Source organism: Pseudomonas sp. GW822-FHT02G04 (assembly GCF_058802085.1).
The window spans coordinates 203,376-226,966 of the sequence record NZ_JBXANU010000007.1 but is presented as its reverse complement, the minus strand read 5'-3'; the positions used below and the strand labels follow the sequence as shown (position 1 = coordinate 226,966).

Here is a 23,591-nt window from a genome sequence, read left to right as displayed (position 1 = left end):
GTGCTTAGAAGTTCACGCCGAAGCTGAGCGCAACGAAGTCGCGGTCATCTACGGTGGTGTACTTGCCGTCGAAGAAGTTGGTGTACGCCAGGCTCGCGGTGTAGGTGTTCTGGTATTCGGCATCGAGCCCCAGGCTTACCGCTTTACGACCTTCCTCGAAGTTGCCGCCAGGGCCTGGCGAGTAACCGCTCACGTCGTGGGACCAGGCCACGTTCGGCTTGAGGTTCACACCGGCGAATACGTCGGGATATTCCCAAATGGCTCGGGCGCGATAACCCCACGAAGTGGCCGTAGTGAAGCCGTCGTCGTTGCAATTGCGGCTGCGGTTGTTGGTAGCGGCACCTGCGCCGGCACCATTGATGGTGCTGGTGTTGAGGATCGCCGAGCAGGTATCGAGGCCACCGGTGGACGGCAGTTCGCCAGGCCCATAGACCGGGTCACGGCCATAGCGGACGTCAGAGGTGCTTTCCAGGCCACCGACGTGGGTCACGCCCACTTCGCCCACCAGGGTCAGACGACTGGCGCCCATGACCTGATCGAAGAAGTGCGTCAGGGTGGTCTGGAACTGGGTGATTTCCTTGCGGCGATAGCCGTGCAAGTCCTGACCCGGTACGCCGTCGAGCAGCGAAGCGTTGGCCAGGGCACCGCCCAGTGGGCGCACACCCGCGAACAGGATGTCGGTGGAGTTGAGCTGCACCGGCGCGTTCGGACGGTAGCTGATCTCGCCGCTCCACGCCGTACCGGTAGGCAGGGTGGTGGAGAAGCTCAGGCCGTAGAGGCGGATGTCTTCCGGGTACTCGACGAAGTACTTGGAGTTACCCGCGACCACCAGTGGCCCCAGCGCGCGGAACGCCGCCGGCAATGCCGCCACGCCGTTGTAGATCGATTGCGGAGCACCGGTGGCGCTGAAGATCGGCGCACGGCTGTGGTAGTTCATGAAATAGGCGCCGAACTCGGTATCGAGCGGTTCGAACATGTACTTCAAGGACGCGCCCCACTGGCCGCTGTCCCGCGCATCGCGGTCGCCACTACGGCGCACCAGCACGCCTTCTTCGTTGACATCGACGCCCGCCGCGGCCAATGGGCCCAATGCGATGGCCGGAATGGTCGAGCGCTTGTTCAGCACGCGCAGGTTGTTGTCGCATCCGTCGGCAATGATGTCGGGCTGGGAGAAAAAGGTGCCGCAGTTATCGACGACGGTCTGGTCCCACTCCAGCTGATAGAAGGCCTCGGCCGACAGGGTGTCGGTGAGGCTCTGGGACACGTAAAACATGTTGACCGGGATCAGGCCTTCCTTGACCTCGGCGCCGGGGCGACGGAACGCGGAGACGTCGATCGGGTTGATCGAGTTGATGCCGCCGCCGATGAAAGTACTTTCACCCCAGCTCACAACCTGCTTGCCCAGACGCACGGAACCCGGCTGATCGGCAATGGAGTAGTTGTGGTAGACGAATGCGTCGAGGATCTGGCCACCGGAGGACTTGGCGCCTTCCTTGCGGTTGTTGTCGCTGATGTCCTTGAACTCGCGGCTTTCATCCTTGAGTTCAAAGTCGTACCAGTATTTGCCCCGGACGAAGACGCCGGTGTCGCCGTATTTCAATTCAAGGTCATGGATACCCTTGAAGATCTTCGAGAAGGTTTCGCCGCTCTTGAAGTTGGCGTGACCGTCATCGGACGTCTGGGACAGGCCGTGGCCCCCGTTATTGACGCCGATGAGGTTTTTGTTGGGACTCTGAGTAGACCAACTGGCTCCGATCGACAGGGATGAGTCGAATTGGCCTTCGATTTCACCGACGTTGAAACTGACGCCGAATGCAGGCCCGGCGAGCGAAGAAGCAAGACTGACCGCCAGGGGCAGTTTCGCCCGGCGCCAGAACTGGTTTACTGATGTCATCGACGCTACTCCATGTGCATTATTGTTATGGCTTAGTACTTTTAAAAACGCTGTGGGTGACCGGAAGCCAAGTGGTCCGAAGTCACTCCAAAGTTGCATCGCCCCGTTTATTGCGTGAGCTCCGTTCTTAAAAATCCTTGAGCGGACTATAGCCAGCAGGTAGTAGTGCTTGATCCCTCTAAAGTGTGATTTGCGCTGCCAGCCACTCTGGAACAGTCCTTTCGCCAGTCCGACACATGTCGGCACGGCAAGGATGGCTGAAAATTCGGATTTCACAAGCCAAGCGCTTGCTTGGTGGCTCTGGCGTACCCTTTCGGGCACGCCAGATGACGCTTAAAGCGTCGAGAGGAAGGTGCTGTTGTTGGCCTGCCATTCGGTGATGTCGACGCGGATACGCTTCTTGTCGAGCTTGCCGACGCTGGTCTTGGGAATTTCAGTAACAATGGCGATCTGACTCGGGATAGCCCACTTGCTCAGGTGCCCCTGTTCAACGTACGGCTTGAGGTGCTCCTTGAGTTCCCTGGCCCCGATCTGATGCCCTTCGCGAACCACCAGCAGCGCAAATGGGCGCTCGCCCCACTGCGGATCGGCGATGCCCACCACTGCTACCTCGCGTACCGCAGGGTGGCGACTGATCAGGTCTTCCAGGTCCAGGGAAGAGATCCACTCGCCACCGGTCTTGATCACATCCTTGATCCGGTCACGGATGTCGATCACGCCCATGCCGTCCAGGGTTGCCACGTCGCCGGTGTGCAGCCAGCCCCCGGCCCAGAGCTCGGCACCTTTTTGCGGCTCGTTGAAGTAACCCTCGGTGAGCCACGGCGCACGCAGCACCAGTTCGCCCTGGGTTTCGCCATCGGCAGGCAGGAAGTTGCCCTCGGTGTCGACGATTGCCGCCTCAACCAACGGCCCCGGCACACCCGCCTTGATCCGATAGGTGGTGCGTTCGTCTTCGGTGCCGGCCATCAGCTCATCGTTGAGGTGGGCGCAGGATACCAATGGCCCGGTCTCCGACATGCCATAAGCGGCGGTCAACTGGATGCCCTTGGCCTTGGCGGCGTCGTACAGCGCATGGTTGAGCGCGCTGCCGCCGATGACGATTTTCCAGCCACCGAAATCGACGTTTTGCGCCGCCTTGGCATTGAGGACCATTTGCAGGATGGTCGGCACGCAGTGGGAAAAGCTCACCTTCTCCTTGCGCCACAGCTCCACCAGATACTCAGGGTCGTAACGGCCCGGATAAACCTGCTTGAGCCCGAGCATGGTCGCCACATACGGCAAGCCCCAGGCGTGCACATGGAACATCGGGGTGATCGGCATGTACACGTCGTTGGTGCCCAACAGCCGCACGCTGTCGATGGCGCCCATGATGGTCGACACGCCCATGGTATGCAGCACCAGTTGCCGATGGGTGAAATACACGCCTTTGGGGTTACCGGTGGTGCCGGTGGTGTAGAACGTGGTGGCCACCGAGTTTTCGTCGAAATCCTGGAAGTCGTACTGCGGGCTCGCCGCGGCCAGCAGTTGCTCGTACTCGCCGACAAGGTTCGGCAACTCGGCAGTCTTTTCCGGCAAGTCGGTCAACAGCAGGGTTTTCTCCACCGTGGTCAGGTGCCCGGCAATCGCCTTGTACAAACCGACGAACTCGCTGTTGACCAGCACAAAGCGGTCCTCGGCGTGGTTCATGGTGTAGAGAATCTGTTCTGGCGACAGGCGCACGTTAATGGTGTGGATCACCGCGCCGATCATCGGGATGGCGAACATGCACTCCAGGTAGCGATGGCTGTCCCAGTCCATCACCGCCACGGTATCCCCGGCCTTCACGCCGGCCTCTGTCAGCACATTGGCCAACCGCGCGACCCGCTCGATCAGGGTCGGATAGCTGTAGCGCAACTGATCGCGGTAGATGATCTCGCGAGTTTTTTCATAACGGGCGCCGGACATCAGCAGCCGTTTAATCAACAGCGGATACTGGTAAGCGCCCTCGGCTGGAGGAATAACGCGAGTCTGCAACATAAGAGTCCCTTTTTGACTGCACAGTCTTGGCTGCTAAAGCTAAGCACTCTAGAGGCCTTGAACGCCAGTCAAATCAGCCAAAGGTATGATTTGCAGAGCCGTACAAATGCTAGCTTTGCGCCAGCATTTGCAGGAATTGGTGATCCATCACTTGGGCCGCAGGGTTTTTGTGACTGTTTCGAGAAATCAGTGCATCTCGGTGAACGCGAGTTTCACGCCAATGGCGATCAGCACCGCACCCATCGTCCGGTCGAACCAGTGGCCCATGCGGGCGAAACCGGCGCGCACGCGCTGTTGACTGAACAGCATCGCCACCAGGCAAAACCAGATAGCTGTTGCCGCTGCCAGATAGATCCCGTAACCGGCCTGTACCGCCAGTGGCGTGTGCGGGTTGATCACCACGGTGAACAGCGACAGGAAAAACAGCGTGGCTTTCGGGTTCAGGCCATTGGTCACGAACCCTGAAGTGAAGGCCCCCCGCGCGGTGCGCTCGCCGGCTTCCTGGTGCAGGTCGTCAGCCGCAGGTTTGGCCGGTTGTGCGCGCAGGGCCTTGTAGCCGATGTACAGCAGGTACGCGGCAGCGGCCCATTTCAAGGCGTTGAACAGCACGATCGACTGAGACACGATCAGCCCGATCCCCAGCAGCGAATAACCGACGTGCAGGAAAATCGCCGAGCCAACGCCCAACGCTGTCCAGGTCCCGGCACGGCGACCGTGGGTCACGCTCTCACGCACCACCACGGCGAAATCCGGGCCAGGGCTCGCAACGGCCAGCAGGTGAATCAGGGCAACGGTCAAGAACTCTGTCCAGTACATGGGGGCTCCTTTTGGGCAGGTCGATCAGTAAAAATCTTCGAGGCAAACCTCGCCTATTTGCCACGTTTCATATCTGTGGCGAGGGAGCTTGCTCCCGCTCGGCTGCAAAGCAGTCGCAAACCGGATAACGCGGTATGCCTGACAATACTCGGTCGCCTGGGTTAGGGCCGCTGCGCAGCCCAGCGGGAGCAAGCTCCCTCGCCACAGGTTTTGTGCCAGACCAGGCACTACATTCATCTGGTAGGCTCGGCAGATTACGCCTTCAGTTCAATGCACAAAAGGTACAGTTGATGACGAACTCTCGCCGCGCCGTTTTCCTCGACCATCCGTCCCTGGACCTCGGCGATCTCGACCTCAGCCCACTACGCGAGTGCTTCAGCGACTTGCAGCTGTTCGCCCAGACCACGCCTGCGCAGGTGATCGAACGCCTCAAAGGCGCCACTGTCGCCATCACCAATAAAATCCTGATTGATGCGGCGGCCATGGCGGCCAGCCCCGAGTTGAAGCTGATCCTGATCACCGCCACCGGCACCAACAACGTCGACCTGGCCGCCGCCCGCGCCCACGGGATCACCGTTTGCAATTGCCAGGGTTACGGCACGCCGTCGGTGGCTCAGCATACGATCATGTTGTTGCTGAACCTGGCGACACGCCTGGCTGACTATCAAAAAGCCGTCGCCGAAGGTCGCTGGCAGCAGGCAAAACAGTTCTGCCTGCTGGATTACCCGATCGTCGAACTCGAAGGCAAAACCCTCGGTCTGCTCGGTCACGGTGAACTGGGCGGCGCGGTAGCGCGGCTGGCCGAGGCGTTCGGCATGCGTGTCTTGTTGGGGCAGATTCCGGGCCGCCCCGCCCGCCCGGATCGCTTGCCATTGAATGAACTGTTGCCGCAAATCGACGCCCTGACCCTGCACTGCCCGCTCAACGAACACACCCGAAACTTCATCGGTGCCCGTGAACTGGCCTCGATGAAACCCGGTGCTTTCGTGGTCAACACCGCGCGCGGCGGCTTGATTGACGAGCAGGCATTGGCCGATGCCCTGCGCAACGGCCACCTGGGCGGCGCGGCCACCGACGTGTTGAGTGTCGAACCACCAACTGCGGGCAATCCGCTGCTGGCCCAGGACATTCCACGGCTGATCGTCACTCCGCACAACGCCTGGGGCAGCCGCGAGGCGCGGCAGCGAATCGTTGGCCAGTTGACGGAAAACGCTCAGGCTTACTTCAGCGGTAAAGCACTGCGGGTCGTCAGTTGATAAACTGCGGCACTTTTTTTCAAGGAGCAGAGTATGGATCCGCGCAGTGAAGTACTGCTTCGTCAGCCCGAGTTGTTCCAGGGTTCGGTGCTACTGGCCGGTTTGCCCGCCGACGACTTGCTGGGTCGCTTGCCCGATGCCCACGGCTGGTGCTGGCACGCCGGCGATCAAGCAGCACTGGACGCCCGTTTCGCCGAGCGCAGCCATTTTGGCGTGAATGCGCCCGAGCGCGAATTCGACAGCGCCGTGGTGTTTCTGCCCAAGTCCAAGGACCTGACCGACTATCTCCTCAACGCCCTCGCCTCTCGTCTGGCCGGTCGTGAGTTGTATCTGGTCGGCGAAAAACGCAGCGGCATCGAAGGCGCGGCCAAGCAGCTGAACCCCTTCGGTAAACCACGCAAGCTCGACAGTGCACGGCATTGCCAGCTCTGGCAGGTCACCGTGGCCAATGCGCCAGAAGCCAAATCGCTGGAAAGCCTGGCCCAGACCTATGAACTGCCATTGGCCGAAGGGCCGTTGAAAGTCATCAGCCTGCCGGGCGTATTCAGCCACGGTCGACTGGATCGTGGCAGCGCCCTGCTGCTGGAACATCTGGACAAACTGCCCAGCGGCCACCTGCTGGACTTCGGTTGCGGCGCAGGCGTATTGGGGGCGGCGGTCAAGCGGCGTTACCCGCACAACCAGGTCACTCTGCTCGATGTCGACGCGTTTGCCGCCGCCAGCAGTCGCCTGACCCTGGCCGCCAACGGTCTGGAAGCGGAGGTGATGACCGGTGACGGCATCGATGCCGCGCCCATGGGTTTGAGTGCGATTCTGAGCAATCCACCGTTCCATGTCGGCGTACACACCGACTACTTCGCCACAGAGAACTTGCTGCGAAAAGCGGCTAAACATCTGAAAAACGGCGGCGAACTGCGCTTGGTAGCGAATAGTTTCCTGAAGTATCAGCCACTGATCGAAGAGCACTTGGGCGTGTGTGCAATCAAGGCTGAAGGCCAGGGTTTCCGAATCTACCGGGCCAAGCGCGGCTAAAAACGCTTTTGCAAAAGAGGGCTTGCCCAATCGGATTTGCCTAGGCAGAATCCGCTCCGTCCTAGGGGAGTAGTCTCCCACGAGCGCCATGCTCGTCCGGCATACGTCAACATACTTGGTCCTCAGACCATGGCGTATGCGACCCAAGCGTCCGCACCAGACGGATCGCAGGGTTTGACAAGACCTATGACACGAACACCTTACCCGGGGCGGGAAGGCTGTACGTGTCATAGCCGTGTCGACCCGCCCCTTAGGAAAACCCTGATGATGCTGGACTCTCTACTCGTTCCCACTGCAATCGTTGCCTTGGCCGAAATCGGCGACAAGACGCAACTGCTCGCGCTCATTCTCGCGGCACGCTTTCGCAAACCCTGGCCGATCATTGCCGGCATCGTCGCCGCGACCCTGGCCAACCACGCGGCAGCCGGTGCAGTAGGTGCCTGGTTTGGCAGTTTCTTCTCGAATGCGACGCTGCACTGGATCCTCGCCGCGAGCTTCGCCGCCACCGCGCTGTGGACCCTGGTGCCGGATAAAATGGACGAAGACGAAGCCAGCACCGCCCGAAAATTCGGGCCGTTCCTGACCACGCTGATTGCGTTCTTCCTCGCGGAGATGGGCGACAAGACCCAGGTCGCGACCGTAATGCTCGCCGCGCAATACCCGGATCTGTGGCTGGTGATCCTCGGCACCACCGCCGGGATGTTGATTGCCAACGTGCCGGTGGTACTGGCGGGTAACTTTGCCGCGGAAAAACTGCCACTGACCCTGATCCGTCGCTTGGCAGCGTCGGCGTTCTTCATTTTGGCGATTGTCGCGGTGTACAAGGCGATGCAGAGCAGTGGCTGGGTCTGAGACGACAACCCGATCGCTCCCACGCTCTGCGTGGGAACGATCACTCACCGCATGACTACTTCCGGGCCTTCTCGTACAACGGCATGACTTTCGGAATCGCCGCCTGCAACGACGCAATCCGGCTGGCCGACGCCGGGTGAGTGCTCAAGAACTCTGGCGGCGCGCCTTCCGAGGCTTTGCTCATTTTGTTCCACAGGGTGATCGCAGAGTTCGGGTTGTAACCGGCGCGGGCGGCCAGCTCGAGGCCGATCAAGTCGGCTTCGTTTTCGTTCTCGCGACTGTTGGGCAAGGTCATGCCGTATTTGGCCACGGTGTCCGCCAGGGCCAGGCTGTCCTGCCCCAGACCGAGCAACGCACCGGCGCCCTGCTTGGCCATTTCGATACCGTAAGCCTTGGACATCGCTTCACGACCGTGCTCGCGCAAGGCGTGAGCGATTTCATGGCCGATAATGGCGGCGATTTCGTCGTCAGTGAGATGCAGGGTGTCGATCAGCCCGGTGTAGAAAATGATCTTGCCACCAGGCCCACAGGAGGCATTCAGCTCGTCGCTCTTGATCAGGTTCACTTCCCATTGCCACTGCGCCGAATCCGGACGGAACACGGGTGCCTGGGCAATCAGGCGATTGGAGATCGCCTGGACGCGCTTGGCGTCGTTACTGGATTTGTCCAGCACGCCTTTGGTGCTCGCCTCCCCGATAGTCTGTTGATAAGACTGGGCGTACATCTGGTTGACCTCGGAAGTCGACAACATGCTGAACATGTACTGCTTGCGCTCAACGCCCACGGCGCCACCGTTGGTGGTGTTGACCGACTGACAACCGGCGAGCAGCAGACTTGCGCTCAGTGCACACAAAACCAATGTCTTACTCATCAAGAAGCTCCCTGGAAACATGCCGCGTATCCTAGGTGGGGATTTGTATCGGCGCCAGATACAACGGACGTGTAGCACGTACATTTCAGACAAAGCCCCGATCACCGTAGGAAAAAATTCACACAACAGCGTCCGCCCCGGCCAATCACGCTCAGCAATGATTCATTTACGACATCCAGCACTCTAAAACAGCCAATTCGTTACACCTGGCTCATGCCCCACCGCCCCAGTGCCGATACAGCTCTGCAGACGTCCTCTTGCGTGCGGAGCACCCATGAAATTCAAGTCGATCCAGTTTTCCGTTGCCGCCCTGGCCGGCGCCATTGTGCTCAGCGTTGTCGCAGCCCTGGTGCTGTACGCGCTGTTTTCCGGCGCCCGGACCCAAGACATGGTCCAGCAACGGACTCAGGCGCAGTTCGAGCAAGTCATCGAACAGCGCCTGACATCGCTGGCGCAAACCCAGGTCAGCCAGATCCAGCGCGAACTCGAAGCGCCGCTGCTGATTGCCGGCGGTCTGGTGCGGGTCAACGCATTGATCGGCACACCGGGCGCCGACGGCCAGCCGCAACTGAGCCTGAGCCGTGAGCAACTGATCAGCCTGATCAAGGAAAACGTCGCCCGGAACCCGAAGATTCTCGGCACCTACATCGGTTGGGAAAAAAACGCCCTCGACCACAACGATGCGGCCTACGTCGACACCAAAGTGGTCGGCATCGACGCCAGCAACGGGCGCTTTCTGCCATGGTGGTTCCGTAACGAAGACGGCAGCCTGGGCCTGGACAAACTGGTGGACGTCGACGACCAGAAAACCCTGTCCACCGGCGTGCGCGCCAGCGAGTACTACCTGTGCTCCAAGGAAACCAAAAAAGCCTGCGTGATCGATCCGGCACCCTACAAGGTCGGCGACAAAATCGTCATGCTCGCTTCCTTCATTGAACCGATCATGCTCAACGGCGCCTTCCAGGGCATCGTCGGCGCCGACCTGTCAGTGAACTTCATCCAGGAAATGCTCTTGGGGGCGAATCAGAAACTGTACAGCGGCGCCGGGGAAATGGCCCTGATCGGCGGTAATGGCCGGATCGTCGCCTACACCAAAGACCCGAGCAAATTCGGCGAAAAAGTCAGCGACATCCTCGACAGCAAACAGATTGCCAACATGGCCAATCTCAAGCGCGGCGAAGTCACCTACACCGTCGACAAGGCCCAGGGCCGGATCGAGTTGTACCTGCCCTTCGGCATCGGCCAGACCGACGCCCGCTGGACCTTGATGCTGCAACTGCCGCTGAACGCGGTGATGGCCGACCTGCAAAAACTTCAAGGTGACCTGGACGCACAGCGCAAGTCCGACACCTTTGGCATGGCCATGGTCGGCCTGCTGATCGCCGGCATTGGTTTGTTGGTGATCTGGCTGGTGGGCCACGGCATTGCCCGGCCGCTGAAGCAGATGGTGACCATGCTCGATGACATCGCCCAGGGTGAAGGCGACCTGACCCGCCGTCTGACCAGCGACCGCAGCGACGAACTGGGCTCGATCGCCAAGGGCTTCAACACCTTCCTGGCCAAGTTGCAGGCGATGATTACGCAAGTGGTGACGTCGGTGCAGAGCGTCAGCGACTCGTCGGAACACACCGCCGACATCGCCATTCGCACCAACATCGGTGTGCACAAACAAATGGCCGAGATCGATCAGGTCGCCACCGCCGTACACGAAATGACCGCCACCGCCCAGGACGTGGCGCGCAACGCCACTCAGGCCGCGCAAGCTGCCAGCCATGCGGATCAGGCAGCGGCGCAAGGCATGCAAATCGTCCGGGATACGTCGAATTCGATTGGTATGCTGGCCATCGAAATCGGCAAAGCCGTCGGCGTGGTGCAGACCCTGGCCAAGGACAGCGAAAACATCAACGCGATCCTGACGGCCATTCGCGGCATCGCCGAGCAGACCAACCTGCTGGCCTTGAATGCGGCCATCGAAGCGGCGCGCGCCGGTGAACAGGGCCGGGGATTTGCAGTAGTGGCCGATGAAGTGCGCAACCTGGCGCAGAAAACCCAGAAGGCCACGGAAGAAATCCAGACCATGATCCAGCAATTGCAACAAGGCACCCGCGATGTGGTGCGGGTCATGGAAGACAGTCAGAACCGTACCGACGAAAGCGTGCAGCACGCAGCGAAAGCGGCCGAAGCGCTGGAAACCATTACGCAGGCGGTGTCGGTGATCAACGACATGAACACCCAGATCGCCAGCGCCGCCGAGGAACAGAGCGCGGTGGCCGACGACATCAACCGCAACGTGATCAACATCGGGCAAGTGGCCAATGAAGTGGCCGGTGGCGCGGATGAATCGAGCGCGGCCAGTGCGGATTTGACCAAGTTGGCGGAACAGCAGCGGCGGTTGATCAATCAATTCAAGGTGTAGGAGCTGCCGAAGGCTGCGATTGATCGTCCCCACGCTCTGCGTGGGAATGCAGCCATGGACGCTCCGCGGCCACTGTGACGCAGAGCGTCACGGGATTCATTCCCACGCAGAGCGTGGGGACGATCATTAAAAGCCAAGGCATCACTTAGCCCGGGGTCAAACACTCCGGTCCATTGAGCTTCGGATCATTCACCATGTTCGCCAGCACCCGCTCACGCAACGCCGCGGGTTCGCTGGCCAGCAGCGCCTGCAAGGCATGCAACGGGGTTTCGGGGTTGAGCCAGGCTTCCTGCCCCGCCGCATCGAGAATCAACGGCCGACGCTGACTGGAGGCAGGTTGGGTGATCACTGCCGTGCTCAGCCATACCTGTTCCTGTACCGGATACGCCTCCCAGATCGCCGCGAAGTACAGCGTCGAACCCTCCCCCGGCGTCAGCCAGTACGGACGTTTGCGCGTAGTGCCACGCCACTCGTAAAAACCATTGGCCGGCAGCAGGCAACGACGCAGGCGTAAGGCTTCACGAAACATCGGCTGTTCGGCAACGGTTTCGGCACGGGCATGGGCCGGTGTGCGCGAAAGATCGGTCAGCCACGGCGGCGTCAGGCCCCAGCGGGCGCGGGCCAACTCACGCTGCCCGTCTGCACCGGCACGCAGCATCAACACCGAATCGTTGGGTGAAATATTCCACTGGGCCTGCTGATCGGCGGGAAATCCAGGCAGGGCCGCGAAGTCGCGGTTCCAGCGAAACAGGGCATAACGTCCACACATGGGGCAATACGACTCTTGATCAAACGAACGTCAGCCTAACAGACCAGCGTGCCGGGAAAGCTGTCCGGTTCATCGCCGGACAGCGGCAGCGCGGCATTGTACGCGGCGATCAGCTCCCGCGCGTATTGCGCCTGGTCGTTATCGACCGATAAACCCAGCAGGCCGAATATCGGTAATTCCCCGGTGCCGCCGATCAAATCCCGGCCCACCAGATGCGCCTCGATGCCTTCACTGGCGAGCATGCTCAGCAGTAATTCGCCTTCCATCAGGTTTTCCGGCTCGTAAATGCGCTGCATACACGCCCCTCACTCGTTTTCGCTGAACACTTCGAGATGCCATTCCTCGCCAGCAACCTGCAACACAAACGTGATCGGCCGACAACACACCTGACAGTCCTCGATATAGGTCTGATCGCCTCCGGACAGGTCCACAGTCGTTTCCACCTCTTCACCACAATACGGACATTCGTACAGCGCAGTTTCCAGCATCGCGGTCTCCCAGGTGACTTGTGCGTATAATCGCCGGTCTATTTGCAGGGCTATTTTTGTCTGACTACCTTTCAGACCGTGCCCCGTTGGTTTTCGATCACAACCTTTACTTACCCTAGCCGTTTCTAACAAGAGAGCATGATGGGCGAATTCGATGCCATCCGACCTTACGACGACAGCGAAGTCCCAGCAGTGCTGGCACGGCTGCTCGGCGACAAGGCGTTTCTAGATATCCTCACCCACTTCCGCTTCCCGCGTTTTGCCGGTGCATTCGGCTGGATGCTCAAACCTCTTATAGCGCATCGGCTGCGCCGTGAGTTCGCCGACGTCACGTCGGTGGCCACGTTGCAGGACAAAGTCGAGTTTTACGTCGACCACACCATCGAGCGCGCCACGGACGGGGTGACCTACACCGGCGTGGAGCAATTCAAGTCCGGCAGTGCCTACCTGTTCATCGCCAATCACCGCGACATCGTGATGGACCCGGCCTTCGTCAACTACGCCGTGTACCACGCCGGCCTGCCGACCCCGCGCATCGCCATTGGCGACAACCTGCTGCAAAAGCCCTTCGTCAGCGATTTGATGCGCTTGAACAAGAGCTTCATCGTGCACCGTTCGATCACCGGTCGTCGCGAGAAAATGGCGGCGTATCAATTGCTGTCGGCCTACATCAACCACTCGATCCGCAACGATTGCGCCTCGATCTGGATTGCTCAGGCTGAAGGCCGGGCCAAGGACGGCGACGACCGCACCGAGTCGGCGATCCTCAAGATGTTCCACATGAGCCGCAAGGACGAGCCGTTCGGCGAGGTCATCCGTTCGCTGAACCTTACCCCGGTGTCGATCAGCTACGAATACGACCCCTGCGACCAGGCCAAGGCCCGCGAGCTGTACATCCGCGCCACCACCGGCACCTACACCAAGGCGCCGGGCGAGGATGACGTGAGCATCGCCAAGGGCATCACCGGTTACAAAGGCCGGGTCCACGTGAACTTCGCCGCGCCGATCACCGAACTGTTTGAAGACACCAAGCAACTGGCGATCGAAATGGACAAACAGATTCTGGGCGGTTACCGGTTATTCCCGGTGCATTACCTGGCGTATGCGCAGTGGAAAGACGCCGATCCGCAATTGCAGGTGCCGAAAGCGGCCGAGCTGTTTGCGGCAGATGAACTGGCCAAGGCTCAGGAAGAATGGCAGCGTCGGCTGGAGGCTTGCCCTGAGGAGCATCGTCCGTTCCTGGTGCTGCAATATGCGACGCCGGTGCGTAATCAGTATCGGGTCAAGGCCGGGTTGCCTCTGTAGGGTAATGGCTGGATACGACAACGGCGCCTTCGGGCGCCGTTTTTGTTTGTCTTGATGCAGTAGGTCAGTCACTGTAACTGTGGCGAGGGAGCTTGCTCCCGCTGGGTTGCGAAGCGGCCCCAAAAGCAGCCATCCCCACTGTGTCAGACACACTGCGAGCATTGACTTTACGACTGCTGCGCAGCCGAGCGGGAGCAAGCTCCCTCGCCACAGGGTCTTGTGTCAGGACTTCAGACCCGAGTGCTGACCCACGACACCAGCAGCGCCATCCCAAGACAGGCAAAACCGAATCGATAGAAAAACCGGTTCATGCGCAAGGTGGCCCAATCGAGCATTGGCTCTTCGTTGGGTCTGCTCTGGCGCTGGGCTTCGATACTGGCCATCGCGCGTTGTTCACGACGACGGGTGGCGTGCAGCAACCAGCCGCCCGGGCAGGCGAACAGCAAGGCCAGCAGGTTGATCAATTTGGCGGGATGAGCGGTAAAGAGCGAAATCAATTGCAGCGACATCACAAACCTCAGGCAGAACCAGTGTGGCAGACGCCCAACCGACGACCGCGGCGCGAATTCTACCGAAAGCGCTCCGGCCTGCCCCGGCTTTCCGACAAATAACGAAACCATTTGACCGATAGCTGTCCTGTGTCACGGCGCCGTCATCTGAATCCGCCAGTCTGTCGCCCCTCGAAACCGACACGGACCGCGTCATGCTCCACGCCGAAAACCAGGATCGTCTTTACCTCATTGCCCAAAGCGACGAACAACAAACCTTAGTCGGCAGCCTCGCCTTCAACGTACAGGACCGACATTGGCTGGTGTATTGCGCGTTGGGCGGGCATCAACATGCGGATTTGCCGGAGACGGATTTGCTGACCGGGGTGAGTGTTCTGGACTTCTATTCGCAAGCGGCTTGATTTCCTTTGTAGCAGCAGACACAAAAAAACCCGGCGTCATCACTGACACCGGGTTCTTTAAACAAGCCGCAAAACCTTACTCGCCAAGCACCTGACCAATCGTCGGATCCTTGAACAAGCGGGTCAACGCATCACTCAGCACATCACTGACCAGCTTGGTATTGGTTTCCTGATTCGGCGCCATGCCAAAACGCTGATCCAGCGACGCGCCGTAGCGACCGCTGTAGCGACGGTTGGCATTCTGCACATCCGAACGGAACGTCGCGCCAATTGTTGCTTCAGTCACATACAAACCTTCTTTGGGCGACTGATACTTCAGCTCGGCCAGGGTCACCGTCAATTGCGGCGCATTCAGCGCATTGGCCGTCGGCGTAAAGCCCAGCAACCGCACAGCCGCCTCAGCCTGAGCCTGCAGCTTCGGCAGAATCTGCGCGCCCTGCACCGTGATCGCACTGGTCTCCGGGTACAGACCGCCACGGGTCCCCAGGGTTGGCGATGGACGACCGTCCACCACACGCACCACCACTGGCTGACCATGGCCGATCGGCGCCAACTGAGCCGTCAGCTTGGGTTCCGGGTTCAGTTGTTGCGGGCTGTGGGCGCAGCCAACGAGGGTCAAACTGGTCACAGTGATCAAACCGAACAACAGGCGTTGCAACATGCTCTTCTCTCCAGAATCAGGCAACTAACAATGCCCGCAGTATAGCGGTGCGCCACTGCGGCGAACTAGCTTCGCGCAACGATTACTGAAATCTCTGACAAACCCGGCGCAGCGCGGTTCCTGTCACACATTTGTCACCACCCGGACACATGCACGTCACCGCTCGCTGACAACCTTTATGACAGTCACCCCAAAAGGTACGTTGCCATGCGTTTTCTCATTTCCCTGTTCGCGCCACGCCCGCTGCACCGCAGTTTCGCCCTGCTCGACCACAACGGCCACTGCCAGGCCTTCAAGCAATGCAGCCTCCAGCCCATGGGCGATGGCTGGGTCGAAATCGAAGAAATTCGCCTCAACTGGCTGCACCATCCCCTGCCCGCCAGCGCCCTTGTCAGCCAGCACCAGCCACGTGCACGTGCGCAGCAACTGCTGACCACCTGACCGGACGCCTAATAAAAGTCATTAAACACGACCATTTCCCTGCGTTTCTTCGTTACAATCTCCCCCCGATTATAAGGACGTCTCCTGATCGGGCCTCGCAGCATCGTTCAATGCCTCGGTATTGACACCCAGAACCGCCCACAGAGAGCCGCCCACACAGATCGAGTGAAGCTGGCGCGCTTGCTGTTTCTCAAGCAAAACCCCCACTTTTCGCGAATCTGCAGAGCTGTCATAACGCTCGGTCACTGAGCTGTTTGCCCGTTTTTGCCGCCCATGCACCCCATGGCGGCAATCCATCCGGGCGCGGTGCCAGGCTGGGACAGCCCTTTTTTGAGGTTCACGTCTTCAAAAGAGCGTGAAAAAAACGGGTTTTCACAACTTCACAAGAGTGTGGCGAGCAAATGAATAGTTTTGCGTCTGAACATGCACCATTAGCGTCTACAACAGCCCAACGACACAGGACCGAGTACTCCTCGAACACCGGAGCCTGAAGCCTGTCCGCTACGGATTTGGTTGCACAAACGGATGTCTCGACCATAAGTCGAATTGCCAGCCGCGCGCCGAAATGAGTTCATGTGACTCTTGAAGCCAGGCCGCATGCATCCGTCGAAGTTGCGAAAAATTGCGAAGATTCGGACATGGCGATCCTGGCCATGGGTACCTGGGGCATCACTGACACGCCCCGTCACTCCTGGCAGCTATGCCGACAATTTGGTGCTGCAGATTTTGGAGACGCGTTAAATGGCGCATAACGAAGCAGTCGACGTAGTACTGGTTGGGGCCGGCATCATGAGTGCCACCCTTGCGGTACTGCTCAAAGAGCTCGACCCCGCGATCAAGCTGGAAGTCGTCGAGCTGATGGATTCCGGTGCCGCGGAGAGTTCCAATCCGTGGAACAACGCCGGTACCGGTCACGCCGGGCTGTGCGAGCTGAACTACACGCCGCAGGCCGCTGACGGCACCGTCGACATCAAGAAAGCCGTGCACATCAACACCCAGTTCGAGGTGTCGAAGCAGTTCTGGTCCTACCTGACCAAGAAAGGCACCTTCGGTTCGTGCAAATCGTTCATCAGCCCGGTGCCGCACCTGAGCTTCGTGCAGGGCGACAACGGCGTGTCCTTCCTCAAGGAACGCTTCAAGCTGCTGAGCAAGCATCACGCCTTCGCCGACATGGAATACACCGAAGACAAGGCCAGGATGGCCGAGTGGATGCCGCTGATGATGCCAGGTCGTCCGTCCGACGAAGTCCTCGCCGCCACCCGCGTGATGAACGGCACCGACGTCAACTTCGGCGCCCTGACCAACCAACTGCTCAAGCACCTGACCAGCGCACCCGATGCCCAGGTCAAGTACTGCAAGCGCGTCACCGGCCTGAAGCGTAGCAACGGCGGCTGGACCGTCAGCATCAAGGACGTCAACAGCGGCAACACCCGTGAAGTCGACGCCAAGTTCGTCTTCCTCGGCGCCGGCGGCGCGGCACTGCCGCTGCTGCAAGCTTCGGGCATCGAAGAAAGCAAAGGCTTCGGCGGCTTCCCGATCAGCGGTCAGTGGCTGCGTTGCGACAACCCGGAAGTGGTCAAGCACCACCAAGCCAAGGTTTACAGCCAGGCCGCAGTGGGTTCGCCACCGATGTCCGTGCCGCACCTGGACACTCGTGTGGTCGATGGCAAGAAGTCCCTGCTGTTCGGACCTTATGCCGGTTTCACCACCAAGTTCCTCAAGCACGGTTCGTTCATGGACCTGCCGATGTCGGTCCGCGCCGGCAACATCGGCCCAATGCTGGCCGTGGCCAAAAACAACATGGACCTGACCAAGTACCTGGTCAGCGAAGTGATGCAGTCGATGGAGCAGCGCCTGGAATCCCTGCGTCGCTTCTACCCTGAAGCGAAAGCCGAAGACTGGCGCCTGGAAGTGGCCGGCCAACGGGTGCAGATCATCAAGAAAGACCCGAAGAAAGGCGGCGTTTTGCAGTTCGGTACCGAACTGGTCGCGGCCAAGGACGGTTCTCTTGCAGCCCTGCTCGGCGCCTCCCCTGGCGCTTCGGTGACCGTCTCGATCATGCTGGAACTGATCGAACGCTGCTTCCCGGCCAAAGCCACTGGCGAGTGGGCCACCAAGCTCAAGGAAATCTTCCCGGCTCGGGAAAAAGTCCTGGAAACCGACGCTGCGCTGTATCGCAAGATCAATGCGCAGAACAACGTCGCGCTGGAACTGGTTGAAGCAAGCAGCGAAACCCAAAGCTACGCTTGATTCAGCCGCATAAAAAACGCCCCGTCCTCATTGAGAACGGGGCGTTTTTTTGTGTGCAGTGAAACAATCTTGTGGCGAGGGAGCTTGCTCCCGCTGGGCTGCGAAGCGGCCCCAAAACTCTGTGAACTCCGGAGATTTTGTGAGTGCTGCGCACTCAAGCGGGAGCAAGCTCCCTCGCCACAGATGCCGGGTGCCTGACGTTAACCGCGAGCCTTGTCGATCAGTTCGATGTACTCGGCCGCGTTGCGCTGATCCTGAATCAGGGCCACGAAGTTATTGCCGTGCTCATCCTTGCCGTCCAGATCGTAGCCGGCTTCGACAAAGAACGTCAGAAAACGCTCGAAGTCATCGATGCGCAGGCCGCGGTACGCCTTGATCAGTTTGTGCAGCGACGGTGAAGTGGCGTCGACCGGCTCGAAATCGAGGAACAGTTTGATCTGCGCATCGCCGATCTCGTCACCAATCACTTGCTTCTTATCTTTACGCATTGCCGACTCCAGCTCGCAGACATTTCACGGGGCGGGCAGTTTACCCCTGCCTTGATGCCGGGCTCAACGCGGACGAACGCTACCGGTGTGCAGATCGGCCCAGATATGGCCGTTGGCGTAACTCAGAAACTGGCAATACACCGTGTCGTTGCGCAGCAAGTCGATCACCACGCGGTACTGGGCCAGCGGGTAATAGAGGGTCAGGGTTTTGCTTTTTTCGTCGTAGATCGGTTTTTTCAGGCTTTTGCTCTCGCCATCGAAGTTGACCAGCACCTGGCTGATGGTCGCGCCCTTGTTCAAGGGTTTGCCCTTGAGGCGGATCAGCAACGGTGAGGTGACCGGGATCGGCTGTTGATTGGACTGGCGCTGACTGCCGATCACCACCGAATACTCGGTGACCTGCAACAGTTGTTGCTGTTCGGGTTCGGCTTCACGCAGGGTCAGGTCGTCCGGCGGCAGGAACTGCCCATGCATCGGCGCCGGGGCAGCGGCCAGGGGCAGGCTGAGGGTCAGCAACAGGGCGGCACAGCTGCGAATCAAAAGGCTCATGACAGGCTCCGGGGGCGAGGCCGAGCACTCTAGCATGATGATCAATCGGGCGAATAACCGATCCAGATCAATACTCTCGACGACAAGGCTGGGCATACTGAAAGAGCCTTCAGCCCTATTTCGACGGCGCGCCGTCTACTGTGGAGCCCCCATGTCATTCTCCATTCCTCCGTTATTTGCCGCTTGGCGTCAAACTCTGCGTGCAGGTTATAGCCTCAGGCGCTTGCGCGGCGACATCAGTGCTGGGGTGACGGTAGGGATTATCGCCATTCCCCTGGCCATGGCCTTGGCGATTGCGGTGGGAGTAGCGCCCCAGCAGGGTTTGTATACGGTGCTGATCGCGGCCCCGCTGATCGCCCTGACGGGAGGCTCGCGCTTCAATGTCAGCGGGCCGACAGCCGCGTTCGTGGTGATACTGCTGCCGATCACCCAACAATATGGTCTGGGTGGCCTGCTGCTTTGCACCATGCTTGCCGGGGCAATCCTGATTGCCTTGGGGCTGATTCGGGCCGGACGGCTGATTCAGTACATTCCTTATCCGGTGACCCTGGGCTTTACCGCCGGGATCGGCATTGTCATCGCCACACTCCAACTAAAGGATTTGCTGGGCCTGAGTACCACCGGGCATGCCGAACATTACATCGAGCAATTAGGTGCACTGCTCCAGGCGTTGCCCAGCGCCCGTCTGGGGGACGGGATCATCGGTGTTATGTGCCTGGCGGTTCTGATCGTCTGGCCGCGGTTTGTGCCAAGGGTTCCGGGGCATCTGGTGGCACTGGCCGTCGGCGCAATGTTGGGGCTGGCGCTGGAAAGCGGCGGGTTACCGATTGCGACGCTGGGCGAGCGCTTCAGCTATATCGTCGATGGCGTCAGCCACCCCGGCATTCCGCCGTTTCTGCCGAGCTTCGACTGGCCTTGGAATCTGCCGGGTCCCAATGGTCAGCCGCTGCATTTGTCTTACGACCTGATCCGCCAATTAATGGCGCCAGCGTTCGCCATTGCCATGCTCGGTGCCATCGAATCATTGTTGTGTGCGGTGGTGGCCGATGGCATGACGGGCAGCAAACATGACCCCAACGCCGAACTCCTGGGGCAAGGCATTGGTAACCTGGTCGCACCGCTGTTCGGCGGCATTACCGCCACCGCGGCGATTGCCCGCAGCGCCACCAACGTGCGCAGCGGGGCGTTTTCGCCATTGGCGGCAATTATCCACAGCGCGGTGGTGCTGCTGGCGATACTCGTCCTCGCCCCGCTGTTCAGCTACTTGCCGATGGCCGCACTGGCGGCATTGCTTGTGATGGTGGCGTGGAACATGAGCGAGGCTCGGCATGTCGTGCACACCTTACGCATCGCACCACGCAGCGACGTGTTGGTCTTGCTGACCTGTCTGAGCCTGACAGTGCTGTTCGACATGGTGCTGGCCGTTGCCGTTGGGCTGTTGCTGGCCGCCGGGTTGTTCGTCAAACGCATGAGCGACCTCACGGACACCGCCGAATTGCCTCGAGAGTTCCATCAAGCCTTACAGGATTTGCCGGAGCATGTTCGCTGCTATGCGATACGTGGGCCGTTGTTTTTCGGTGCGGCGGAAAAAGCCCTTGGCGTGCTGCGCAAATTCAGCCCGGAGGTCAAAGTGGTGATTGTCGAGATGAGTGCCGTGCCCATGCTGGACATGACGGCGTTGGCAGCCTTCGACAATATCCTCAGGGATTACCGCACCGACGGCATCGGCCTGATTCTGGTCGGGACGGCTGCGCGCGTGCGCCTGAAACTCAGGCGCGCGGGCATCCATCGGGAGCAGCGTCAGTTGGCTTACGTGAACAACCTGGAACAGGCTCGACGCAAAAGCGAACGCTGGCTCGTCGAGCAGGACTGAGCGCGCAGCTCAAGCGAACTGCGCACGCACCTGCTTACAGGCCTTTAACGGCAAAAATCCCGTTCGCGTTACGCCAGTAGCCTTTGTAGTCCATGCCGTAACCGAAGATGTAACGGTCAATGCACGGCAGGCCGACGAAATCGGCTTTCAGGTCCGGGCGAGCCTTGCGGTCGTGGTCCTTGTCGATCAGCACGGCGGTGTGCACTTTGCGGGCGCCGGCGTGTTTGCAGAAATCGATGATCGCGCCCAGGGTGTGACCTTCATCGAGGATGTCGTCGATGATCAGCACGTCACGGTCGATGAACGAAACTTCCGGCTTGGCTTTCCAGAACAGCTCGCCGCCGCTGGTTTCGTTGCGATAGCGGGTGGCGTGCAGGTAGGACGCTTCCAGCGGGAATTGCAGATGGGTGAGCAGCTTGCCGGCGAAAATCAGGCCGCCGTTCATCACACAGAACACCACCGGATTGCTTTCAGCCAGTTGTTCGTTGATATGTGCACCGACGCGGGCGATGGCCGCCTCGACTTCAGCTTCGGTGTACAGGCAGTCAGCCTCTCGCATGATTTGACGGATATGCTCGAGATCAGCGGACATGGCGCTCTCCAAGGGGTTTGAGGGGGAGGGACGGATTCGGAAAAGCGGGCAAAGGTACGCATCCCGCACGGCCAGATCAAGCGTTTGTGGACTAACGTACTGTATGTCTATAGGACAACACCCTCGGATAGATTAATCTAGGCCGGTTTTTTTGCCCGCCGCCGGAGCCATTCCCCATGCCCATCCGTGAGATCCGCCATCCGCTGATCCGTCATAAACTTGGCCTTATGCGCCGCGCCGACATCAGCACGAAGAATTTCCGTGAGCTCGCTCAGGAAGTCGGCGCCCTGCTGACCTATGAAGCCACCAAAGACCTGCCGCTGGAAAGCTACGACATCGAAGGCTGGTGCGGCACGGTGTCGGTCGAGAAAATCGCCGGCAAGAAAATTACCGTGGTGCCGATCCTGCGTGCCGGTATCGGCATGCTCGAAGGCGTGCTGAGCCTTATTCCGGGCGCCAAAGTCAGCGCCGTGGGCGTGGCCCGAAACGAGGAAACCCTCGAAGCCCACACCTACCTGGAAAAACTGGTACCGGAAATCGACGAGCGCCTGGCGATGATCATCGACCCGATGCTCGCCACCGGCGGCTCGATGGTCGCCACCATCGATTTGCTGAAGAAGGCCGGCTGCAAGGACATCCGCGCAATGGTCCTGGTGGCCGCTCCTGAAGGTATCGCCGCTGTGGAGAAGGCTCACCCGGACGTGACCATCTACACCGCTTCCATTGACCAGAAACTGAACGAACACGGTTACATCATCCCAGGCTTGGGCGATGCCGGTGACAAGATCTTCGGCACCAAGCAGAAGGACGCGTGACCATGCAGCAAGAGTTCAACGATCCGCTCTGGCGCACGGTACTGTCCGGCGCGCAGATGCTGTTCGTGGCCTTCGGCGCCCTGGTGTTGATGCCGCTGATTACCGGTCTCGACCCGAACGTGGCGCTGTTCACCGCAGGCTTAGGGACGATCCTGTTCCAGATCGTCACCGGGCGTCAGGTGCCGGTATTCCTGGCGTCGAGCTTCGCCTTCATCACCCCGATCATTCTCGCCAAGGGTCAGTTCGGCCTGGCGGCGACCATGGGCGGTGTGATGGCGGCCGGGTTCGTCTACACCTTCCTCGGCCTTGCGGTGAAGATCAAAGGCACCGGGTTTATCGACCGTTTGCTGCCTCCGGTGGTGATTGGCCCGGTGATCATCTCCATCGGCCTGGCCATGGCGCCGATTGCCGCCAACATGGCGATGGGCAAGGCGGGCGACGGCACTGAGCTGATTCATTACCAGACGGCGATGATGATTTCGATGCCGGCGCTGCTGACCACCCTGATCGTCGCGGTGTTCGGCAAAGGTATTTTCCGCCTGGTGCCGATCATCTCCGGTGTGCTGGTGGGTTTTGCCATGGCGTTCTACTTCGGCGTGGTCGATACCGCGAAGATTGCCGTGGCACCGTGGTTCGCGATTCCACACTTCACCGCGCCGGAATTCAACTGGCAGGCGATTCTGTTCATCGTTCCGGTGGCCCTGGCCCCGGCCATTGAGCACATCGGTGGCGTGATTGCCGTGGGTAGCGTGACCGGTCGCGACTACCTGAAAAAGCCCGGTCTGCACCGCACCCTGCTCGGCGATGGCATTGCCACCACCGCGGCCGGTCTGTTCGGCGGCCCACCCAACACCACTTACGCCGAAGTGACTGGCGCGGTGATGCTGACCAAAAACTACAACCCGAAAATCATGACCTGGGCGGCGATCTTCGCCATCAGCCTGGCGTTCATCGGCAAGTTCGGCGCGCTGCTGCAAAGCATCCCGGTGCCGGTGATGGGCGGGATTCTCTGCCTGTTGTTCGGTTCGATTGCCGCGGTGGGGATGAACACCATGATTCGCCACAAGATCGACCTGGGCGAAGCACGCAATCTGGTGATTGTCTCGGTGACGCTGGTGTTCGGAATTGGCGGCATGCTGGTCGGCACCGGTACCGGCCAGAACGATTTCGGCCTCAAAGGCATCGCGCTGTGCGCGGTGGTGGCGATTGCGCTGAACCTGTTGCTGCCGGGCAATGACAGCTGGAAGCACAAGAAGGCGGATGAGCCGTTGTTGTAAGCAGGCGACTCAATCCTCTG

The 23,591-nt window shown here is 60.0% G+C and carries 23 protein-coding genes, 1 pseudogene and 1 riboswitch; of the genes and pseudogenes, 12 read left to right on the top strand and 12 right to left on the bottom strand.

Annotated elements, in window-relative coordinates:
- Positions 1 to 4: 4 nt before the first annotated feature.
- The 3 genes from AC1RO5_RS12770 to AC1RO5_RS12760 all read right to left on the bottom strand — a co-directional run bounded on the left by AC1RO5_RS12770 (position 5) and on the right by AC1RO5_RS12760 (position 4,726).
- The gene (locus AC1RO5_RS12770) at positions 5 to 1,894 is read right to left on the bottom strand and encodes a DUF1302 domain-containing protein (protein ID WP_493175234.1); all 1,890 of its coding nucleotides are present in this window, start codon (positions 1,892 to 1,894) and stop codon (positions 5 to 7) included.
- Positions 1,895 to 2,227: 333 nt separating this feature from the next.
- Positions 2,228 to 3,910 carry a fatty acid--CoA ligase gene (locus AC1RO5_RS12765; RefSeq protein ID WP_493175232.1) on the bottom strand — a complete coding sequence of 561 codons (1,683 nt, stop codon included), beginning with the start codon at positions 3,908 to 3,910 and terminating at the stop codon, positions 2,228 to 2,230.
- 186 nt (positions 3,911 to 4,096) lie between these two features.
- The gene (locus AC1RO5_RS12760; RefSeq protein WP_493175230.1) at positions 4,097 to 4,726 is read right to left on the bottom strand and encodes a LysE family translocator; all 630 of its coding nucleotides are present in this window, start codon (positions 4,724 to 4,726) and stop codon (positions 4,097 to 4,099) included.
- 290 nt (positions 4,727 to 5,016) lie between these two features.
- Between AC1RO5_RS12760 and AC1RO5_RS12755 the strand changes: the two genes are divergently transcribed.
- The 3 genes from AC1RO5_RS12755 (at position 5,017) to AC1RO5_RS12745 (ending at position 7,866) form a co-directional block, all read left to right on the top strand.
- Positions 5,017 to 5,982 (top strand): 2-hydroxyacid dehydrogenase, encoded by a 966-nt coding sequence (locus AC1RO5_RS12755; RefSeq protein ID WP_493175228.1) that lies wholly within the window; start codon positions 5,017 to 5,019, stop codon positions 5,980 to 5,982.
- Positions 5,983 to 6,015: 33 nt separating this feature from the next.
- Positions 6,016 to 7,014, top strand: a complete 999-nt coding sequence (locus AC1RO5_RS12750; protein WP_493175226.1) for a methyltransferase — start codon at positions 6,016 to 6,018, stop codon at positions 7,012 to 7,014.
- A gap of 51 nt (positions 7,015 to 7,065) precedes the next feature.
- Positions 7,066 to 7,190, top strand: a riboswitch (yybP-ykoY riboswitch).
- 91 nt (positions 7,191 to 7,281) lie between these two features.
- Positions 7,282 to 7,866, top strand: coding sequence for a TMEM165/GDT1 family protein (locus AC1RO5_RS12745; protein ID WP_026286682.1), 585 nt, complete (start codon positions 7,282 to 7,284; stop codon positions 7,864 to 7,866).
- 55 nt (positions 7,867 to 7,921) lie between these two features.
- On the opposite strand, the gene AC1RO5_RS12740 is transcribed toward AC1RO5_RS12745, so the two are convergent.
- Positions 7,922 to 8,737 carry a M48 family metallopeptidase gene (locus tag AC1RO5_RS12740; protein WP_493175224.1) on the bottom strand — a complete coding sequence of 272 codons (816 nt, stop codon included), beginning with the start codon at positions 8,735 to 8,737 and terminating at the stop codon, positions 7,922 to 7,924.
- A 274-nt stretch (positions 8,738 to 9,011) separates the two neighbouring features.
- On the opposite strand from AC1RO5_RS12740, the pseudogene AC1RO5_RS12735 reads away from it, so the two are divergent.
- Positions 9,012 to 10,298, top strand: a pseudogene (locus AC1RO5_RS12735) (methyl-accepting chemotaxis protein); the annotation flags it as partial.
- A 12-nt stretch (positions 10,299 to 10,310) separates the two neighbouring features.
- Positions 10,311 to 11,153, top strand: a complete 843-nt coding sequence (locus tag AC1RO5_RS12730) for a methyl-accepting chemotaxis protein (RefSeq protein WP_493175243.1) — start codon at positions 10,311 to 10,313, stop codon at positions 11,151 to 11,153.
- Positions 11,154 to 11,298: 145 nt separating this feature from the next.
- On the opposite strand, the gene AC1RO5_RS12725 is transcribed toward AC1RO5_RS12730, so the two are convergent.
- Genes AC1RO5_RS12725 through AC1RO5_RS12715 form a run of 3 tightly spaced genes read right to left on the bottom strand, consistent with a single transcriptional unit; the run spans position 11,299 to position 12,410 of the window.
- Positions 11,299 to 11,922, bottom strand: coding sequence for an SOS response-associated peptidase (locus AC1RO5_RS12725; protein ID WP_493175222.1), 624 nt, complete (start codon positions 11,920 to 11,922; stop codon positions 11,299 to 11,301).
- A 35-nt stretch (positions 11,923 to 11,957) separates the two neighbouring features.
- Entirely contained in the window at positions 11,958 to 12,218 is a 261-nt protein-coding gene (locus AC1RO5_RS12720; protein WP_493175220.1) for a putative signal transducing protein, read from the bottom strand.
- A gap of 9 nt (positions 12,219 to 12,227) precedes the next feature.
- A complete protein-coding gene (locus tag AC1RO5_RS12715; protein WP_493175218.1) occupies positions 12,228 to 12,410 on the bottom strand; it encodes a CPXCG motif-containing cysteine-rich protein in 183 nt (60 codons plus the stop codon).
- 138 nt (positions 12,411 to 12,548) lie between these two features.
- Here AC1RO5_RS12715 and AC1RO5_RS12710 point away from each other — a divergent pair, with 138 nt between their 5' ends.
- Positions 12,549 to 13,715 (top strand): 1-acyl-sn-glycerol-3-phosphate acyltransferase, encoded by a 1,167-nt coding sequence (locus tag AC1RO5_RS12710; protein WP_305411171.1) that lies wholly within the window; start codon positions 12,549 to 12,551, stop codon positions 13,713 to 13,715.
- A 230-nt stretch (positions 13,716 to 13,945) separates the two neighbouring features.
- Here the strand turns inward: AC1RO5_RS12710 and AC1RO5_RS12705 are convergent, their stop codons facing one another.
- On the bottom strand, positions 13,946 to 14,224 hold the full coding sequence (locus AC1RO5_RS12705; protein WP_493175216.1) for a hypothetical protein: 279 nt from the start codon (positions 14,222 to 14,224) through the stop codon (positions 13,946 to 13,948).
- A gap of 194 nt (positions 14,225 to 14,418) precedes the next feature.
- On the opposite strand from AC1RO5_RS12705, the gene AC1RO5_RS12700 reads away from it, so the two are divergent.
- Positions 14,419 to 14,625, top strand: coding sequence for a hypothetical protein (locus AC1RO5_RS12700; protein ID WP_018929592.1), 207 nt, complete (start codon positions 14,419 to 14,421; stop codon positions 14,623 to 14,625).
- Between the two features lie 76 nt (positions 14,626 to 14,701).
- Here the strand turns inward: AC1RO5_RS12700 and AC1RO5_RS12695 are convergent, their stop codons facing one another.
- The gene (locus AC1RO5_RS12695) at positions 14,702 to 15,286 is read right to left on the bottom strand and encodes a YajG family lipoprotein (RefSeq protein WP_007939787.1); all 585 of its coding nucleotides are present in this window, start codon (positions 15,284 to 15,286) and stop codon (positions 14,702 to 14,704) included.
- A gap of 207 nt (positions 15,287 to 15,493) precedes the next feature.
- Between AC1RO5_RS12695 and AC1RO5_RS12690 the strand changes: the two genes are divergently transcribed.
- Both AC1RO5_RS12690 and mqo read left to right on the top strand, forming a co-directional pair.
- Positions 15,494 to 15,727, top strand: a complete 234-nt coding sequence (locus AC1RO5_RS12690; RefSeq protein ID WP_493175214.1) for a hypothetical protein — start codon at positions 15,494 to 15,496, stop codon at positions 15,725 to 15,727.
- 741 nt (positions 15,728 to 16,468) lie between these two features.
- The gene (gene mqo, locus AC1RO5_RS12685) at positions 16,469 to 17,977 is read left to right on the top strand and encodes a malate dehydrogenase (quinone) (RefSeq protein ID WP_493175212.1); all 1,509 of its coding nucleotides are present in this window, start codon (positions 16,469 to 16,471) and stop codon (positions 17,975 to 17,977) included.
- Between the two features lie 200 nt (positions 17,978 to 18,177).
- On the opposite strand, the gene AC1RO5_RS12680 is transcribed toward mqo, so the two are convergent.
- The gene (locus AC1RO5_RS12680) at positions 18,178 to 18,465 is read right to left on the bottom strand and encodes a PA4642 family protein (protein ID WP_007939783.1); all 288 of its coding nucleotides are present in this window, start codon (positions 18,463 to 18,465) and stop codon (positions 18,178 to 18,180) included.
- Positions 18,466 to 18,528: 63 nt separating this feature from the next.
- Positions 18,529 to 19,014, bottom strand: coding sequence for a hypothetical protein (locus tag AC1RO5_RS12675; protein WP_493175210.1), 486 nt, complete (start codon positions 19,012 to 19,014; stop codon positions 18,529 to 18,531).
- A 151-nt stretch (positions 19,015 to 19,165) separates the two neighbouring features.
- Here AC1RO5_RS12675 and dauA point away from each other — a divergent pair, with 151 nt between their 5' ends.
- Positions 19,166 to 20,887, top strand: coding sequence for a C4-dicarboxylic acid transporter DauA (dauA, locus tag AC1RO5_RS12670; RefSeq protein ID WP_493175208.1), 1,722 nt, complete (start codon positions 19,166 to 19,168; stop codon positions 20,885 to 20,887).
- 34 nt (positions 20,888 to 20,921) lie between these two features.
- Here dauA and AC1RO5_RS12665 read toward each other — a convergent pair whose 3' ends face one another.
- Positions 20,922 to 21,479 carry a hypoxanthine-guanine phosphoribosyltransferase gene (locus AC1RO5_RS12665; RefSeq protein WP_007939779.1) on the bottom strand — a complete coding sequence of 186 codons (558 nt, stop codon included), beginning with the start codon at positions 21,477 to 21,479 and terminating at the stop codon, positions 20,922 to 20,924.
- Positions 21,480 to 21,655: 176 nt separating this feature from the next.
- On the opposite strand from AC1RO5_RS12665, the gene upp reads away from it, so the two are divergent.
- Both upp and AC1RO5_RS12655 read left to right on the top strand, forming a co-directional pair.
- Positions 21,656 to 22,294 carry a uracil phosphoribosyltransferase gene (gene upp / locus AC1RO5_RS12660; RefSeq protein WP_007939777.1) on the top strand — a complete coding sequence of 213 codons (639 nt, stop codon included), beginning with the start codon at positions 21,656 to 21,658 and terminating at the stop codon, positions 22,292 to 22,294.
- Positions 22,295 to 22,296: 2 nt separating this feature from the next.
- On the top strand, positions 22,297 to 23,571 hold the full coding sequence (locus AC1RO5_RS12655; protein ID WP_493175206.1) for a uracil-xanthine permease family protein: 1,275 nt from the start codon (positions 22,297 to 22,299) through the stop codon (positions 23,569 to 23,571).
- Positions 23,572 to 23,591: the final 20 nt, after the last annotated feature.

What these genes read in the sequence shown, in the direction of transcription:
- AC1RO5_RS12770 (WP_493175234.1), bottom strand. Translation starts at nt 1,894, where the DNA reads ATGACATCAGTAAACCAGTTCTGGCGCCGGGCGAAACTGCCCCTGGCG.
- AC1RO5_RS12765 (WP_493175232.1), bottom strand. Translation starts at nt 3,910, where the DNA reads ATGTTGCAGACTCGCGTTATTCCTCCAGCCGAGGGCGCTTACCAGTAT.
- AC1RO5_RS12760 (WP_493175230.1), bottom strand. Translation starts at nt 4,726, where the DNA reads ATGTACTGGACAGAGTTCTTGACCGTTGCCCTGATTCACCTGCTGGCC.
- AC1RO5_RS12755 (WP_493175228.1), top strand. Translation starts at nt 5,017, where the DNA reads ATGACGAACTCTCGCCGCGCCGTTTTCCTCGACCATCCGTCCCTGGAC.
- AC1RO5_RS12750 (WP_493175226.1), top strand. Translation starts at nt 6,016, where the DNA reads ATGGATCCGCGCAGTGAAGTACTGCTTCGTCAGCCCGAGTTGTTCCAG.
- AC1RO5_RS12745 (WP_026286682.1), top strand. Translation starts at nt 7,282, where the DNA reads ATGCTGGACTCTCTACTCGTTCCCACTGCAATCGTTGCCTTGGCCGAA.
- AC1RO5_RS12740 (WP_493175224.1), bottom strand. Translation starts at nt 8,737, where the DNA reads ATGAGTAAGACATTGGTTTTGTGTGCACTGAGCGCAAGTCTGCTGCTC.
- AC1RO5_RS12730 (WP_493175243.1), top strand. Translation starts at nt 10,311, where the DNA reads ATGATTACGCAAGTGGTGACGTCGGTGCAGAGCGTCAGCGACTCGTCG.
- AC1RO5_RS12725 (WP_493175222.1), bottom strand. Translation starts at nt 11,922, where the DNA reads ATGTGTGGACGTTATGCCCTGTTTCGCTGGAACCGCGACTTCGCGGCC.
- AC1RO5_RS12720 (WP_493175220.1), bottom strand. Translation starts at nt 12,218, where the DNA reads ATGCAGCGCATTTACGAGCCGGAAAACCTGATGGAAGGCGAATTACTG.
- AC1RO5_RS12715 (WP_493175218.1), bottom strand. Translation starts at nt 12,410, where the DNA reads ATGCTGGAAACTGCGCTGTACGAATGTCCGTATTGTGGTGAAGAGGTG.
- AC1RO5_RS12710 (WP_305411171.1), top strand. Translation starts at nt 12,549, where the DNA reads ATGATGGGCGAATTCGATGCCATCCGACCTTACGACGACAGCGAAGTC.
- AC1RO5_RS12705 (WP_493175216.1), bottom strand. Translation starts at nt 14,224, where the DNA reads ATGTCGCTGCAATTGATTTCGCTCTTTACCGCTCATCCCGCCAAATTG.
- AC1RO5_RS12700 (WP_018929592.1), top strand. Translation starts at nt 14,419, where the DNA reads ATGCTCCACGCCGAAAACCAGGATCGTCTTTACCTCATTGCCCAAAGC.
- AC1RO5_RS12695 (WP_007939787.1), bottom strand. Translation starts at nt 15,286, where the DNA reads ATGTTGCAACGCCTGTTGTTCGGTTTGATCACTGTGACCAGTTTGACC.
- AC1RO5_RS12690 (WP_493175214.1), top strand. Translation starts at nt 15,494, where the DNA reads ATGCGTTTTCTCATTTCCCTGTTCGCGCCACGCCCGCTGCACCGCAGT.
- mqo (WP_493175212.1), top strand. Translation starts at nt 16,469, where the DNA reads ATGGCGCATAACGAAGCAGTCGACGTAGTACTGGTTGGGGCCGGCATC.
- AC1RO5_RS12680 (WP_007939783.1), bottom strand. Translation starts at nt 18,465, where the DNA reads ATGCGTAAAGATAAGAAGCAAGTGATTGGTGACGAGATCGGCGATGCG.
- AC1RO5_RS12675 (WP_493175210.1), bottom strand. Translation starts at nt 19,014, where the DNA reads ATGAGCCTTTTGATTCGCAGCTGTGCCGCCCTGTTGCTGACCCTCAGC.
- dauA (WP_493175208.1), top strand. Translation starts at nt 19,166, where the DNA reads ATGTCATTCTCCATTCCTCCGTTATTTGCCGCTTGGCGTCAAACTCTG.
- AC1RO5_RS12665 (WP_007939779.1), bottom strand. Translation starts at nt 21,479, where the DNA reads ATGTCCGCTGATCTCGAGCATATCCGTCAAATCATGCGAGAGGCTGAC.
- upp (WP_007939777.1), top strand. Translation starts at nt 21,656, where the DNA reads ATGCCCATCCGTGAGATCCGCCATCCGCTGATCCGTCATAAACTTGGC.
- AC1RO5_RS12655 (WP_493175206.1), top strand. Translation starts at nt 22,297, where the DNA reads ATGCAGCAAGAGTTCAACGATCCGCTCTGGCGCACGGTACTGTCCGGC.